Raw genomic sequence first — 14,774 nt, 5'->3', positions numbered from 1 at the left:
CGCTTTCTTCGTCTGCTGGGCATAATTCTGCTTCTGTCCGGGCTTCTGCTCCCTTTTTTACCCGGGAAGGGACCGCCAATCGCTCAGGTCTCCCCCACCCCTTCCCTCGCTCTGCCGGAGGATTTATCCCCCCTGCGGCGCGCCATGGTGGAAAACGCCGCCGCCCTGACCGGTAAGGTGGGCTACTTCTGGGGCGGCAAGTCGGTCTGTCTGGGCTGGGACAGCCGCTGGGGCGTGCCTGCCCTGGTCACTGCCCACGGGAGCGACACCACCGGCGCCCTGGTCCCCTTCGGCCTGGATTGCTCCGGTCTGGTGACCTGGGCGGCAGTCAACGCCGCAGGGGATGCCGGCGCCCTCTCCGCCATCGGCAACGGCGTCCGGGACCAGTATTCCCGCTGCACGCCGGTGGCCTGGGAGGAGGCCCGGCCTGGGGACCTGGCCTTTTTCCCTGATCTGAGCCATGTGGGGATTGTGGCGGGCTTCTCCGCGGAGGGCACGCTGGAGATTGTCCACTGCTCCAAGAGCCTTGGCGGCGTGGTCCTGTCTCCTGACGGGCCGGCCATCGGCTTTACCCTCATCGGCCGCCCGGCGTTCTATCAGATTTATGGCGAGGAATAAGACTTCATGCGCATATGGGCCGCCCCGACCCATGCGCTGTGATATTATGCCTGTGCCGCTGGAAGCGGCACACATCCGTTTTGGATCTGCTTTTTCACAGCAAAAACCCGCCGGAACGAAGAGCATCTCCGTTCCGGCGGGTTTTCTGTCCTGATTCCGGTCAGCCCAGAGCCAAAATGGCCTCCACGGCCCGGTTATAGTCCTGGGTGAGCTGGGGCATCATGTCGGCGGCGGCATCCCACTCCCCTGCCCGCATCAGCCCCACCTGGCGGTCAAAGCCGGCGAACAAAGGTTTGATGGACAGGTTTCCGCACAGTCCCTTCAGGGTGTGGGCTGCGCCGACCGCCCCCTCGCGGTCCCCGGCCTCCAGGGCGGCGGCAAGGGCGGAAAATCCCTGGTCTGCGGGGAATTTCTTCAAAAACCGGATGAGCATGGCCTCGCTGCCCATAAAGCGCTCCAGAGCCTCGTCCACGTCTATCCCTGCGGCGGCAAGGCTCGCTCTGATTGCATCATCCATCCTTCTTTTCCTCCTTCGGCGTCTCATACAGGTATCTCAGTTCCTGCTCCACACGGAAGAAGCACTCCAGCAGGCTGGGATTAAAGGTGCCGCACGCCCCGTCCCGAATCATGCCCAGGGCCTTCTCCCGTCCATAGGCGTCCTTGTAGACGCGCTTGCTCACCAGGGCGTCATACACGTCGGCCAGGGAGACAATCTGAGCCCAGACGGAAATCTCCTCGCCCTTCAGGCCGTCGGGATAACCCCGGCCATCCCACCGCTCGTGGTGATGGCGGGCAATGTCGCAGGCGTAGCGGTAAGCGCTCAGCTCCCGCATCTGGGGGATACGCTCCAACAGCCGGGCGCCCTGGAGGGTGTGGGTCTTCATAATCTCAAACTCCTCGGCGGTCAGCCGGCCCGGCTTATTGAGGATGGCGTCGGGAATGGCAATCTTGCCTACGTCATGCATAATAGCGGCCAGGGAGATGGCGTCGATATCCTCCGGCGACAGGCCGTCTCCCAGCTCTGTGTGCTCCAGCATGTATTTGGTGATGTCGTGAATCCGGCGGACGTGCTCTCCCGACTCGCCGTTGCGGAACTCAATGGCGGTGGACAACGACTCAATCATCCCCCGGCTGAGCCCGATGATCTGCTCCGCCTGCCGCAGCAGAGCGGACTGCTGCCGCTCCACTACATTGCCCAGTCTCCTTCTGGCCTGGAACAGCTCCACCACTGAGTTGACCCGCCGCTCCACCACATAGGGGATAACCGGCTTGCTGATCACATCCATGACGCCCAGCTGATAGGCCTCCCGCATGGTGTCTCCGCTGGCCTCGGCAGTAATGAGAAACACAGGAATTTGTTCCGGAAGCCTCTCCTGCGCCAGCACCCGCAGCACCTGGATTCCGTCCATCTCAGGCATAACCACGTCCAGCAGCACCGCGCAGACGCGCCCCCGCAGACGCAGTATGGCGTCCAGTCCTTCTTTTCCGTTTTCACAGGGTTCAATGGCGTAAAACGGCGAAAAAATATTCTCCAGAATGGCCCGATTCAGCTCGTCGTCGTCCACGATCAACATGGTGTCAGGTTCCTGGCGGGCGTTCCTGCCCCGGCAGTCAAGCTCCATATTCTTTCTCCTCATATCCAGACTGAGGTACGGCTCAGGACTTCTGCCTTACCGCCCAAGCGTTCTTCCCTCTTGCTTCTACTGTCTTTATTATAAGAGAGCTTCCCTCCAATTGCAACTCCCCACGCGTCTAAACGAACATGTGCGGAACGGGCAAGCCGTTCCGCACACAGTTTTCTAATCAGCCGCCAAACAGGCGCTTAAACAGTGACTTCTTGGCAGGCTGTCTGGATTTCACCTTGTCCGCATGGAGCTTTTTCAGATTCTCCGCCGCCGACTGGCTGCCCTGCCGGGCCGCCTCCTGATAGTACTGCTCCGCCCGGCCCAGGTCGGCGGGGACGCCCACGCCGTCCCGATAACAGTCGGCCAGCAGATTCAGCGCCCGGACCGAGCCCTGATTGGCCGCCCGTTTGAACCATTCCACTGCTCCGGTGGGATTTTTTGCCGTGCCAATGCCGTTGAGCATACAGTAGCCCAGGTTGCACTGAGCGGCGCTGTCCCCGGACTGAGCGGCCTTGGTGTACCACTCCACCGCCTTGGCTGTATTGACCGCTACGCCGGTGCCCTGTTCATAACACAGGCCCAGGTTGCACTGGGCGGGCGCATAGCCCTCCTCGGCGGCCCGGGTCAGGTACTCCACGCATTTTTTCTCGTTCTTCATAACGCCGGTGCCGTCCCGGTAACAGCCGCCCAGCAGGCACATGGCCCGCAGGGAGCCCTGCTTGGCCGCCTTGAGCAGCCAGGAGACCCCCCGGCCGGGGTCCTGCTTTGCGCCAATCCCTTCCAGGTAGCAGTAGCCCAGGTTACACTGGGCGGTCTCGTCTCCGGCCTGGGCGCCCCGGGCGTAGTATTCCACGGCCTTGACCTTGTTCTCCGGCACGCCCTCGCCCACCTCATAGCAGTAGCCCAGGCTGCAGAAGGCCGCCTCATAGCCCGCCTTAACTGCCCGCTGGTAATAGGCCACAGCCCGCTGGGGGTCCCGGTCTGCGCCCACACCCCGGCGGTAGCAGTCGCCCAGAATATTCAGCGCGCGGCCAAATTCCTGGGATGCCGCCCGCTTGAGCCACTCCACCGCCTGCTTTGCGTCCTCGGGTACGCCGAAGCCGTTGAGGTAGCACACTGCCAGGTTGCACTGGGCAGGGGCGTAGCCCTGCTCTCCCGCCTGGCGGTACAGCTCCGCCGCCCGGGGCGGGTCCTGCTCCACCCCGTCGCCGTTCTCGTAGCACAGGCCCAGGCTGCACTGGGCGGGGGGATAACCCTGCTGTGCGGCGCACGTATACCACTTGACCGCCTCTCTCCCGTCCGGCGCTGTCCCCAGTCCGTCCCGCAGGCAGCTGCCCAGCAGGCTCTGGGCCCGGGGATAGCCCTGCTCGGCCGCCAAGCGGAACCACTTGACGGCCTCTTCCGGCCGTTTCACCGTGCCGATGCCGGACAGCAGGCAGTAGCCCAGGTTGCACTGGGCGCCGGGATAGCCCTGCTGGGCCGACTGACGGTAGAGCTCCACGGCCTTCTTCTCGTCTTTCTCCACGCCGCTGCCCATCTCGTAGCACAGGCCCAGGTCGCAGATGGCGGTAGCGTAGCCCTTTTCTGCCGACTGGCGGTAGAGCTCCACAGCCCGCACCTCGTCCCGTTCAATTCCACTCCCGTTGCGGCAGCAGTCGCCCAGAATGTCCATGGCCCGGGCAAACCCCTGGGCCACAGCCTTTTCCAGCCACTCCACGGCCTGCTTTGCGTCCCGCTCCACGCCGATGCCGTTGAGATAACAAACAGCCAGGTTGCACTGGGCGGGAGGATAGCCCTGCTCAGCGGCCCGGGTGTACCAGGCCACGGCCTGTTTTTCGTCCTTTTCCACGCCGTCGCCCATCTCGTAACACAGGCCCAGCGCACACTGGGCGGGCACGTATCCCAGCTCCGAGGCCCTCTGGTAGCAGGCGGCGGACATGGCAGCATCCTTCTCCACGCCGGTTCCCTCGCCCAGGCAGTCGCCCAGAATACTGATGGCCCTGGGGTAGTCCTGCTCAGCGGCCCGCTTCAGCCATTCCACCGCCTCCACAGGGTCCTTTTCCACGCCAATGGCATTGAGGAGACAGTAACCCAGGTTGCACTGGGCAGGGGCGTAGCCCTGCTCTCCCGCCTGGCGGTACAGCTCCGCACCCTTGGCCGGGTCCTTCTCCACGCCCTCGCCGTTTTCATAGCACAGGCCCAGGTCGCACAGAGCGGGAAGGTAGTCCTGCCCGGAAGCCTGGCGGTAGTACTCCACCGCTTTGGTCAGATCCTTCTCCATCCCCCGGCCGTCCTGGCACAGGCAGCCCATGAGCCGCTGGGCCCGGGGATATCCCTGCTCCGCTGACCGGGCAATCCACTCCGCCGCCTTGCTGTCGTCCTGCTCCACGCCGATGGCCGCCAGATAGCAGTAGCCCAGATTGCACTGGGCGGGGGCATAGCCCTCCTCAGCAGCCTGTGTATAGCACTCCACCGCCTTGGCAAGGTCCTCCGCTACCCCGCTGCCGCTCTCATAGCACAATCCCAGGTCGCACAGGGCGGGTATGTAGCGCTTCTCCGCCGCCCGTCGGAACAGCTCAGCCGCCTTTTTCTGGTCCTGCTCCACGCCCCGTCCGTCCCGGTAACAGCAGCCCAGCAGGCTGATTCCCCGGGGAAACTCCTGTTCCGCAGACTGCCGCAGCAGCTCGGCGGCGTGGCCGTCGTCCCGCTCCACGCCGATGCCGTTGAGATAGCACACCGCCAGGTTGCACTGGCCGGGGGCATAGCCCTGGTCCGCCGAGAGCTGATAGAGCTCTGCCGCCCGAACCGGGTCCCGGTCCACGCCGCTGCCATTCTCATAGCACAGGCCCAAACTGCACTGACCGGGGGCGTAATCCTGGTCCGCGCAGCGCTGGAACAGCTCCACCGCCCGCTTCTCGTCCTGCTCCACGCCCTCGCCCAGCTGGTAGCAGCGGCCCAGAGACTCCACCGCCCGCATGTCGTCCTGCTCGGCGGCTTGGGCGAACCAGTGGGCCGCCTGAACCATGTCCCGTTCCACGCCGTCGCCGTCGGCGTATTTCAAAGCCAGATCGTACTGAGCGGACAGGTCCCCCAGCTCCGCCTGGTCCAGCAGGGTCTGAAACTCCTCCCTGGACTTCTGCAGCCCGGCCACCGCCCGCTGGATCAGCTCTGTATTGACAAAGATCACCTGATCTCCATTGAAAAATTCCGCTTTATCTTCATTCTCAGGGCACATGAAAAACACCTCTCAGTCCTCTCTTACTCTACCAGCGAAAGCGCCTTCTGTCAATGCGGGCGAATCGCCTCCGTTGACCGTCTTGTGCGTCTCTCTTTCTCTGCTTCTGGCCCGCCTGACCGGATTTTTCCGCATATTTTTCTGTAAATTCACACAAAATATACTTTTCATTTTCCTCTTCCATGCTACAATATATCTTACAGTGTTCCTGTAATCCTGTCATACTCCGCCTCCCTGCTCCGGCGGAGCTCATGTTATCACCCGTTTTTTGGAAGGAGGACCCCCATGAAAAAGGAAGCCGCCGCTTCTGTTCCCAATCTGCGCTATCTCCAGATGCTCTCCCGTCAGTACCCCACCGTTCAGGCCGCCAGCAGCGAGATTATCAACCTCCAGGCCATTCTGAACCTGCCTAAGGGCACCGAGCACTTTATCTCAGACGTACACGGCGAGTACGAGGCCTTTCTTCACATCATGAATTCCGCCTCCGGCGTGGTGCGGGAAAAGGTGGACGAGCTCTTCTCCTCCAGCGTGTCCAAGGCGGACCGGGACCAGCTGGCCACCCTTATCTACTATCCGGAGGAAAAGCTGTCCCAGGTGGCCAAGGAGACCAAGGACATGGAGGAGTGGTACCGCATCACCCTTCACCGGCTCATGGACATCTGCCGCATGGTCACCTCCAAGTATACCCGAAGCAAGGTCCGCAAGGCCATGCCCAGGGAGTACGCCTATATCATTGACGAGCTCATCAACACCAACTACGAGTACCATGATAAACGCTCCAGTTATGAGAATATCATATCCACCATCATCGATATTGACCGGGCTGAGGATTTTATTGTGGCTGTGTGCGAGCTCATCAAGCGCATGGTGGTGGATCACCTCCACATCGTGGGCGACATGTTCGACCGGGGCCCCCGCGCGGACATCATTATGGACTACCTGACCGAGTACCACTCGGTTGACATCCAGTGGGGCAACCACGACGTACTGTGGATGGGCGCCGCCACCGGAAGCCGCACTTTGGTGGCCACCGTATTGTCCAACTCCATCCACTACAATAACCTGGAGGTCATTGAGACAGGCTACGGCATCTCCCTGCGGCCTCTTGCTCTGTTTGCCAACGAGTTCTACAAAGACGTGGACTGCTCCTGCTTTAAGGCCAAGTTCGCCGGAGACGACGCCAACAACTACACCGAGAAAGACAAGGCCCTGGCCGCCCGGATGCACAAGGCCATCACCATCATTCTCTTCAAGCTGGAGGGGCAGAAAATTCTCCGCCACCCCGAGTTCGGCATGGAGGACCGGCTGCTGCTGGACAAAATCGACTATGAGAAGAAGTCCATTGTCATCAACGGCATCGAGTACCAGCTCTCCGACACCGAATTCCCCACTGTGGACCGCTCCAATCCCTATGAGCTCTCCCCGGAGGAGGACGAGGTCATCAACCAGCTGACCAACTCCTTCCAGCGCAGCGAAAAGCTCCAGCGGCACGTCCGATTTCTCTACTCCAAGGGCGGGCTGTACAAGATTTACAACGGCAACCTGCTGCTCCACGGCTGCATCCCCCTGACGCCGGAGGGGGAGCTGCTCACCTTCCGGGCGGACGGGAAAACGCTCTCCGGCCGCGCTTTTCTGGACTATGCCGAGGCGGTGGCCCGCCAGGGCTACTACGCCAAGCCGGGCAGCGAGGAACGGCAGTACGGTATGGACTACCTGTGGTTCCTGTGGTGCGGCCGGGGCTCCCCTGTCTTTGGCCGGGACCGGATGACCACCTTCGAGCGGCGGCTCATCAAGGACGAGTCCTCCTGGGCTGAGCCAAAGAACGCCTATTATACCTTTTACAATGACCCGGCAGTGTGCGAGCGGCTGCTCAAGGAGTTCGGCCTGGAGGGACCCCACTGCCATATCATCAACGGCCATGTGCCTGTCAAGTCCCGGAAGGGAGAGAGCCCCATCAAAGGCGGCGGCAAGCTCATTGTCATTGACGGCGGCTTCTGCCGGGCCTATCAGCCCACCACCGGTATTGCCGGTTACACCCTCATCTACAACTCCGAGTCCCTGCGCATTGTCTCCCACGAACCCTTTGAGGGCCGGGAGAACGCCATCCGGGAGAACCGGGACATTCTCTCCTCCACTATGGTGTTCGAGCGGATGGAGCAAAAAGTTAAGATCCGTTCCACCGACATCGGCAGCGAGCTCCAGCACCAGGTAGACGACCTGAAGGCCCTTCTGGCCGCCTACCGCTCCGGTCTGGTGAAGGAGGACCACCGGCGCTGAATCCCCCCGCAGCAGCATCAGGCCCCCGGCTCAGCCGGGGGCCTGATGCTTGTTCCGTCTATTCCGCGGTGCCTGCCGCGCTGCCCGGGTTTACCGGCCGGCCTCAGCCGTCCCAGTGCTTCCACCTGTCCTTATACCAGCCCCTGTGCCAGCCGTTGTCATGGCCGTAATTCCAGTGGACGCGGTAGTTCCACCAGTCGTCGTCATCATCGTCATCGTCCCAGTCGAACAGGTCCTCCAGGTAGTCCATGGCGTCTTCCACCCGGTCCTCCGCCTGGTCCAGACTGCTCTCCAGGGCTCGATACTCGCTCTTGGTCAGCTTACTCTGCTTATAGGCCTTCTCCAGGGTATCCTCCAGCTTTCCGCACTCCTGTTCCAGCGCCTTCAGGTCCTGGAACAGCTGCCGGCCATTTTCCCAGCCTCCGGTCCAGATTTTCTCTACCAGGTCGTTGATCCGGTTCTCCAGTGCGGTAATTTGGCCCGAATAGTCATGATAGGAACCGCTGGGTGTACCGGTTCCGGTATCCGGGTCCTCCCAGCCGCCCTGGAACACCTTTTCCTTCAGCTCTGTCCGGGCCGCCTTTACCCGCACATCCAGCGCGCCCAGGCGGCTGTTCAGGCTGTTGTACTCGCGGTAAGAGGTGCGGCCCTGCCGCAGGTCGTCGTTGATGATGGCGTACTCGCCGGAGATGTCCTGGCTCAGGGCGCTGAACTTCTCCTCAACGGCCAGATAGTCCTTCACCCGCCGGATATAGTCCTGGGAGGGGTTCAGGTCTCTGACCTCCTGCTCCAGAGAGACGGTGCGGCTGTCCAGCTCCTTGATGACCGCGTCCGCCACCTGATAGGCCGTGCCGCCGGAGGCGTTCTTCTCCTCCAGCTCCGTGCGGGCATCCTTGGCCCGCACGTCCAGGGCATTGGCCCGGCTGTTCAGGCTGTTGTACTCCGAGGCGGTGATACGGCTCTGTATGTAGTCGTCGTTGATGGTCTTGTACCGGGCGCTGATCTGCCCATACAGATTCTCAAGACGCAGAGAGAGGGCGGCGTAGGACTGGGCCTGCTCCACAGTGGTTGGGGCAGGCTTAAAGGAGTCGATGGCCTGCTCCAGCTCGGTCATGGCGGCCTCCAGCTCGGTGAGGTTGTTGGCGGAAATCTGATACGCCGTGAGCTTGCCCGTCTCGTCGGCTATTGTCTTGGTCTCCAGCTCGGTATAGGCGTCCTTCAGGCGGACGTCCACTGCCCCCAGGCGGTTGTTCAGTCCGTTGAATTCAGCCAGGGTGAGCTTTCCTGCGCTGAAGTCGTTGTTGGTCTGCTCCACCAGGGCGTCCAGTCCGGCCCGCAGATCGTCCAGGTCGCCCACCAGGGCGGCATACTGCTTGGCCCGTTCCATGTAGGTGCCTGCCGGCGTCAGGCCGTCAATCGCCTTCTCCGACCGAAGCATGCCCTTCTCCAGCTCGTCCACGGTGGGATACAGGGCGGCGGGCTCCAGCACTTTTTCGGTGAGGATTACGGTCTGAGTGGCGCTGTCCCACTCCACAGTCTGGCCCAGGATCTCACCCAGGGCCCGGACGGGAAGATAGGTCGTGCCGTCATAGCTGATCGGGTAGACGGTCTTGCCGTTCTTATCAGTCATGGTGCGGGTCATACCGTCCACCTCTACGGTGATGTCGGGGCGCAGCTCCACAAGAATTTGCTGAATCCCGCTGGCGGCTGCAGCCCCGACGGCCAGCACGCCCAGCAGCACGGCGGTGATCACGGCTGTTCTCATGCGTTTCATATCCATTTCTCCTTTTCCGGCGGCATACGCCAATTTCTGTGGGATATGCTGTTGAGCCCTTCACCATGTATATTGTACAGGAAAGGTATTTTGTTACAAAAAATAAAAATTTTCCATTGAAAAGCTAAATTTTTTTCTGGGTTCAAAATCTTTTTCTTTTTCTCCTCCCTATATACGTTGACAAAGCCGTTTTTTTCCTCTATTCTTTCAATAAAGGCTTCGTCCCCACTGCGGGGAGGCTGCTTTCATTTTGATTGAAGGAGGCTCTTTCCCATGAAAGAAATCATCAGCACCACCGGCGCGCCGGGCGCCATCGGCCCCTACTCTCAGGCGGTCAAGGCCGGCGATTTCCTCTTCGTCTCCGGCCAGCTCCCCATTGATCCCGCCACCGGCGCCTTTGCCGGCGATGATATTACCGCTCAGACCCGCCAGTCCCTCACCAATGTAAAGAACATTGTGGAGGCCGCCGGCATGACCATGGCCGACGTGGTCCGTGTGGGCGTGTTCCTGCAGGATATGGAGCACTTCGGCGCCATGAACACCGTGTATGGCGAGTTCTTCACCGGCGACTGCCCCGCCCGCGCCGCAGTCCAGGTGGCTCGCCTGCCCAAGGACGCCCTGGTGGAGATTGAGGCCGTGGCCTGCAAGGGTTGAGCGCTTATTGATACAAAAGGAAGGTCAGTCTATGGATCAGCAGACGATACAGGTCCTGCGTAATGCTATGGCTGCCGGGTTGAAGGTGGCCACCGGCTGTACCGAACCGGTGGCCATTGCCTTTGCCGGCGCCACTGCCCGGGCGCAGGCATCCGGCCCCATCGAGCAGATTATCCTCCGTGCCTCCGCCAACATCATCAAAAATGCTTTTGTGGTGGGCATCCCAGGCACTGAGTTTACTGGTCCCAAGTATGCCGTTGCCATCGGCGCAGTGTGCGGGGACCCCGCCAAAGAGCTGGAGCTGCTGGAACACCTGGACCCGGCGGGCGTAGCCCAAGCCGCCCGTCTGGTGCAGGACGGCAGGGTGGAGCTGGACCGGGCGGATGTCCCCGACAAGCTGTACATCGAGGTAGAGCTCCACACCGCAGCTGACACTGTGGTGGCCCGGGTGGCGGGTTCCCACACCCACGTGGACTCCATTGTCAAGAATGGTGCTGTTATCTATCAGAACAGCTGCGCCGTTGAGGGCGCCGGCCACACTGAAGGACTGAACTGCCGTCTGGCAGATGTGTATGAATTCTGCACTGCCGCGCCCCTGACAGAGTTCTCCCTGGTGGAACAGGCCATCGTCCTCAACTCCAAAATCGCCCAGGAGGGGTTGGCCAATAATTACGGCCTCCAGGTGGGAAAGACCATCCGGGAGGACGTGCGGGCGGGCGCCCTGGCCAACGACACCACCAACTATGCCATGACTCTGGCGGGCGCCGCCGCCGACGCCCGTATGGCCGGTGTGGACCTGCCCGTCATGTCCAACTCCGGCTCAGGCAACCAGGGCATTGCCGCCACCATGCCGGTGGTGGCCGTCTGGGAGCGGGTGGACGGTAAGGACCGGGAGCGCCTGATTCGGGCCTGTGCTCTGTCCAACCTGATTACCATCTACATCAAGTCCCGGTTCGGCGTGCTCTCCGCCCTGTGCGGCGCCGTGGTGGCCTCCACCGGCGTGGCCAGCGCGGTGGTGTGGCTCCGGGGCGGCGGGCTGGGCGAGATCGCCTGCGCCATCTCCAACGTGCTGGGCAATGTGGCCGGCATGCTGTGTGACGGCGCCAAGGCCTCCTGCGCCCTGAAAATCTCCACCTGTACCAACGCCGCCATGCTGGCCGCCACTCTGGCCATGCGCCATCTCCGGGTGGCCTCCAACGAGGGCATCGTGGAGCAGCGTCCTGAGTACACCATCGACAATTTTGCCCTGCTGGGCAACGAGGGCTCCGACGAGCTGGACCGGCTCATCCTGGACATGATCATCCATAAGAAGGACGCCACCTGAACATAACGGGGCGGTGCGCATATGCCGCACCGCCCCTGTTCTTTACAAAAATTTTTTCAGTTGCTGCACATTGCCCTCTTCCGCTTTGAGCAGCCGCTCCATCAGCGCCCTGGTGTCACGGTTCGCGTCCGGATATTTCTTCAGATTCTTCACCGCGTTGATGACCCCCATATTGCTGCCCACCATCATCATCTCCGCCACATGGGATGCAGAACGGTCTGTTAAAGTCTGTATGTCGATCATCAGGTAGGTGCTCATCTTCTCCAGGACGTTGAGCCCCTTGGCGCCGCGGCCGTCCCGCTCCAGCAGATTCCCCGCCTCCCGCTCAAAGGCGCTGTACTCCCTCTTCTGTGCTTCCAGATGGCGCAGGAACTCCTTGTCCTCTACAATTCCCAATAATTTATCAATGGTCCTGGTACCCATCTCCGCGTTTTGATAGACATAATTGAGCAGTGCTCTGTCGCTGTCCACAACCCTCACTCCTTCCCGTTTTTCAGTATGCCCACAAGGCGCAAAAATATTTTCGATTTTTGGGAGAAAACTGTTGACAGTCTTATCCTAATGTGGTACTATATCATCTGTCGCTGAGCTCTTTGAGTGCAGCAGGCAAAAATGAGATGCGCGAGTGGTGGAATTGGCAGACTCGCTAGATTCAGGTTCTAGTGTGCATTACGCACGTGCGGGTTCAAGTCCCGCCTCGCGCACCAAAAAGAAAGACATCTGCTGAAAGCGGATGTCTTTCTTTTTTTGTTCCGCCGCCCAGAGGGCGGCTCCACCCTTCGGTGATCCAAATGCTCGGCGGAAGTGAATTCCGCCTGCGCCGAGGTTTTGCCTACGGCAAAACGCTCGCACGGCGCATCCGCTGCTGTGTGTTTACTTTTCTCTTGACAAATTATGCGCAATGTGATAGTATAATATCCGTTGTTTGGAGCTATGAATGCATCAAGCAAAATGAAACGCGCGAGTGGTGGAATTGGCAGACTCGCTAGATTCAGGTTCTAGTGTGCATTACGCACGTGCGGGTTCAAGTCCCGCCTCGCGCACCAAAAAGAAAGACATCTGCTGAAAGCAGATGTCTTTCTTTTTTTGTTCCGCCGCCCAGAGGGCGGCCCCACCCTTTGCTTTAACATGCTCGGGGCAAATGAATTGCCCCTCCGCCAAGGTTTTCGTCTCTGGCGAAAACACTTGTGCGCCGCAAAAGCGGCGCGGCCCGAAAGGGCCGTGGGGTGGTCCTTCTGTCAATCAATCCAGGAACGGAGAATATCGATTTTAACCGCCCTCGAAAAAAGAAACCTGTTTTTGATTTTGAGCAAAAGCAGGTTTCTTTCTGTTTTAGCGGCCCTTTGGCATTCCGCACGGACGATTTGTTTCTCTTTTATTGTCGGACCTGCTCAGCGCACCTTTTCGCCGATGAACTCAAGCAACCTGGTAAAGGCTTCTGCTGCCACCGGGTCGTTTCTCTCGTTTGCTACAAAGCAATGCGGCTGTTCTGACCCATGCTCCTCAAGCGGGTCGGCCAGTACATGCTCTACGCCCAGCCCGGTCAGCTTTTCCGACATGGCGATCATGTCCAGTCTGTACTCACTGCCCAGCAGGAATGCAGCGGGATAATCCGAAGTCATATGAGGGATGCATTCATAACGGTTCAGTTCATCTTCATTCAGATAGATGGAGCCCTTGACGTAGTTCCCAATCAGCATTTTGCATTCCACAGACATCTCCTCATAGACAAGCGGTGCGTCGTCCACAACAACTGCGGCGACTTGGGATGTGGAGAGCGCCGGATCAATGCCCAGCAGCGCCGCATACTCCGAGCTGGAGATAACCGTGCCGTATTGCGCCGCCATGATCGCCCCGGCAGAACTCCCCATTAATACGATGTTGTCCATGTTGATGTGGTACTCGTCTTTATGGTCTGAAATAAAGCGAATCGCCTCGTTCATCTGGAACAGAGGAACGGGGAAATGATAATCCGGCACAAGGGCATAATCCACGTTGACGATATTGTAACCCTGTGCGCAGAGATCGTCAATCAGCGCTGTGGCCTCATTTGCGGCCATCGGGTCGCCCATGGCCTTACTCCCGCCGAAAAAGCCGCCGCCATGAAAGTAAAACAGAGTAGGCCGCTCGGTCTCCAGCGCGGCGTCCGGATAAGTAATGTCCAGGAAGCTGTTTGGATACTCCGTACCATAGGCGATATCATTGAGCTTATACTGTCCCGCCTCTGTCATCCCGCTGCCCGGCGTGTTCAGCGGCTCAAAGGAGTTGGGGCTCGCTCCGCCGTACAGCGCCCTCTGTATCAGCCCCACGACAACCTGCGTATGGGTCAAGACGTAACAATACAGCCCTGCCCCCAGCAGCAGAATTGCCGCCAATATGATTCCGGCCGCCTTCAGGCCGGTGCGCTTTTTGTTCGTTTTTCCTTTTTCCATTGCAAACCTCCAAATCTCCCCGTTGACTTTTCTCCCGGTACGGCTTACCATACCGATAGACCAAAGATGCACAATGCAACGAAAGGCGCATATCGTGCATTATACCTGGCACGGGCCGCATAAGCAAGCATCTGCCGGCGGAAAGCAACTTTTGGAGAGAAATGTCGCACACAGGAGGTGAAGCCATGGGGGCAAGTCCAAAAACCACCGTTTTTTTAAAGGAGTGTATGGCCGACGCGCTGCTCAAGGCAATGAAGGAAAAGCCTTTTGTGAAGATTACAGTGGACGAAATCGCGCGCTCTGCCGGTGTCAACCGCTCCACCTGGTTCCGCAATTTCAGGGGGAAGGAGGACGCTCTCACCTTTAAGCTCATCTGTCTGTGGGAGCGCTGGGCAGACACTCACGCACTCGCGGAGCGGAGGCGTTACGATCCGGAGAACGCCGAAACCTTCTTTGATTTCAATCACTCTATCAGGGACACACTGTCGGTAATCTGCGCCGCCGGACTTCAAACCTGCATATATGACGCCTTCTGCCGGGTCATGATGCCGCCGGAGGGCGCAGGAGCCGCAGCGTGTTATGAGGCTCAGTTCTACTCCTATGGACTGTTCGGTTTCCTGGACGAGTGGATACGGCGCGGCTTCCGCGAAACGCCCGGGCAACTCGCCAGACTGTTCAGGCAGATCACGCTCAACAGAGAAAAACTGTGACCCGTGCTATTGCGCGTCATACGTTTTAATCGTCTCCTTCAAAAAGAAAAGGCATAAAAGGGCTTGAAACCAAATGGTTTCAAGCCCTTTTATGCCTCCAATTGACGTTTTGTCTCTCTGCAACT

The 14,774-nt window shown here is 59.8% G+C and carries 11 protein-coding genes and 2 tRNA genes; 7 read left to right on the top strand and 6 right to left on the bottom strand.

Annotated features, from left to right (window positions below):
* Positions 1-144: 144 nt before the first annotated feature.
* On the top strand, positions 145-618 hold the full coding sequence (locus Q0K06_RS01805) for an NlpC/P60 family protein (protein WP_294547734.1): 474 nt from the start codon (positions 145-147) through the stop codon (positions 616-618).
* Positions 619-778: 160 nt separating this feature from the next.
* On the opposite strand, the gene Q0K06_RS01800 is transcribed toward Q0K06_RS01805, so the two are convergent.
* From Q0K06_RS01800 to Q0K06_RS01790, 3 genes are all read right to left on the bottom strand, one after another.
* Positions 779-1,135, bottom strand: a complete 357-nt coding sequence (locus tag Q0K06_RS01800; RefSeq protein WP_294547731.1) for an Hpt domain-containing protein — start codon at positions 1,133-1,135, stop codon at positions 779-781.
* Positions 1,128-2,240, bottom strand: coding sequence for an HD domain-containing phosphohydrolase (locus tag Q0K06_RS01795; RefSeq protein ID WP_294547728.1), 1,113 nt, complete (start codon positions 2,238-2,240; stop codon positions 1,128-1,130). The genes Q0K06_RS01800 and Q0K06_RS01795 overlap by 8 nt, the downstream gene beginning before the upstream one ends.
* A 181-nt stretch (positions 2,241-2,421) precedes the next feature.
* Complete coding sequence (locus tag Q0K06_RS01790; RefSeq protein ID WP_294547725.1) at positions 2,422-5,430, bottom strand: SEL1-like repeat protein; 3,009 nt, start codon at positions 5,428-5,430, stop codon at positions 2,422-2,424.
* A 333-nt stretch (positions 5,431-5,763) separates the two neighbouring features.
* Between Q0K06_RS01790 and Q0K06_RS01785 the strand changes: the two genes are divergently transcribed.
* Positions 5,764-7,755 carry a fructose-1,6-bisphosphatase gene (locus Q0K06_RS01785; RefSeq protein ID WP_294547723.1) on the top strand — a complete coding sequence of 664 codons (1,992 nt, stop codon included), beginning with the start codon at positions 5,764-5,766 and terminating at the stop codon, positions 7,753-7,755.
* A gap of 103 nt (positions 7,756-7,858) precedes the next feature.
* Here Q0K06_RS01785 and Q0K06_RS01780 read toward each other — a convergent pair whose 3' ends face one another.
* A complete protein-coding gene (locus Q0K06_RS01780; protein WP_294547721.1) occupies positions 7,859-9,529 on the bottom strand; it encodes a stalk domain-containing protein in 1,671 nt (556 codons plus the stop codon).
* A 273-nt stretch (positions 9,530-9,802) separates the two neighbouring features.
* Here Q0K06_RS01780 and Q0K06_RS01775 point away from each other — a divergent pair, with 273 nt between their 5' ends.
* Both Q0K06_RS01775 and Q0K06_RS01770 read left to right on the top strand, forming a co-directional pair.
* The gene (locus tag Q0K06_RS01775) at positions 9,803-10,183 is read left to right on the top strand and encodes a RidA family protein (RefSeq protein WP_294547718.1); all 381 of its coding nucleotides are present in this window, start codon (positions 9,803-9,805) and stop codon (positions 10,181-10,183) included.
* 31 nt (positions 10,184-10,214) lie between these two features.
* Positions 10,215-11,507, top strand: a complete 1,293-nt coding sequence (locus Q0K06_RS01770) for an L-serine ammonia-lyase, iron-sulfur-dependent, subunit alpha (RefSeq protein ID WP_294547715.1) — start codon at positions 10,215-10,217, stop codon at positions 11,505-11,507.
* 42 nt (positions 11,508-11,549) lie between these two features.
* On the opposite strand, the gene Q0K06_RS01765 is transcribed toward Q0K06_RS01770, so the two are convergent.
* Positions 11,550-11,978 (bottom strand): hypothetical protein, encoded by a 429-nt coding sequence (locus Q0K06_RS01765; protein ID WP_294547712.1) that lies wholly within the window; start codon positions 11,976-11,978, stop codon positions 11,550-11,552.
* Positions 11,979-12,126: 148 nt separating this feature from the next.
* Between Q0K06_RS01765 and Q0K06_RS01760 the strand changes: the two genes are divergently transcribed.
* Both Q0K06_RS01760 and Q0K06_RS01755 read left to right on the top strand, forming a co-directional pair.
* Positions 12,127-12,214 (top strand) — tRNA-Leu (locus tag Q0K06_RS01760).
* 251 nt (positions 12,215-12,465) lie between these two features.
* Positions 12,466-12,553 (top strand) — tRNA-Leu (locus Q0K06_RS01755).
* Positions 12,554-12,898: 345 nt separating this feature from the next.
* On the opposite strand, the gene Q0K06_RS01750 is transcribed toward Q0K06_RS01755, so the two are convergent.
* Positions 12,899-13,939, bottom strand: coding sequence for an alpha/beta hydrolase (locus Q0K06_RS01750; RefSeq protein WP_294547709.1), 1,041 nt, complete (start codon positions 13,937-13,939; stop codon positions 12,899-12,901).
* Positions 13,940-14,166: 227 nt separating this feature from the next.
* Here Q0K06_RS01750 and Q0K06_RS01745 point away from each other — a divergent pair, with 227 nt between their 5' ends.
* Positions 14,167-14,649, top strand: coding sequence for a TetR/AcrR family transcriptional regulator (locus Q0K06_RS01745; RefSeq protein WP_294547706.1), 483 nt, complete (start codon positions 14,167-14,169; stop codon positions 14,647-14,649).
* Positions 14,650-14,774 lie beyond the last annotated feature (125 nt).

It is taken from the genome of uncultured Pseudoflavonifractor sp., assembly GCF_944387805.1.
In the GTDB taxonomy this organism is placed as follows: domain Bacteria; phylum Bacillota; class Clostridia; order Oscillospirales; family Oscillospiraceae; genus Pseudoflavonifractor.
Note: the sequence above shows the minus strand (reverse complement) of the source record. Positions and strands in the feature narration are given on the sequence as shown.

Excerpts from the sequence above, each read along its gene's own strand:
- Q0K06_RS01805 (WP_294547734.1), top strand. The coding sequence starts at position 145 with ATGGTGGAAAACGCCGCCGCCCTGACCGGTAAGGTGGGCTACTTCTGG.
- Q0K06_RS01800 (WP_294547731.1), bottom strand. The coding sequence starts at position 1,135 with ATGGATGATGCAATCAGAGCGAGCCTTGCCGCCGCAGGGATAGACGTG.
- Q0K06_RS01795 (WP_294547728.1), bottom strand. The coding sequence starts at position 2,240 with ATGGAGCTTGACTGCCGGGGCAGGAACGCCCGCCAGGAACCTGACACC.
- Q0K06_RS01785 (WP_294547723.1), top strand. The coding sequence starts at position 5,764 with ATGAAAAAGGAAGCCGCCGCTTCTGTTCCCAATCTGCGCTATCTCCAG.
- Q0K06_RS01780 (WP_294547721.1), bottom strand. The coding sequence starts at position 9,529 with ATGAAACGCATGAGAACAGCCGTGATCACCGCCGTGCTGCTGGGCGTG.
- Q0K06_RS01775 (WP_294547718.1), top strand. The coding sequence starts at position 9,803 with ATGAAAGAAATCATCAGCACCACCGGCGCGCCGGGCGCCATCGGCCCC.
- Q0K06_RS01770 (WP_294547715.1), top strand. The coding sequence starts at position 10,215 with ATGGATCAGCAGACGATACAGGTCCTGCGTAATGCTATGGCTGCCGGG.
- Q0K06_RS01750 (WP_294547709.1), bottom strand. The coding sequence starts at position 13,939 with ATGGAAAAAGGAAAAACGAACAAAAAGCGCACCGGCCTGAAGGCGGCC.
- Q0K06_RS01745 (WP_294547706.1), top strand. The coding sequence starts at position 14,167 with ATGGCCGACGCGCTGCTCAAGGCAATGAAGGAAAAGCCTTTTGTGAAG.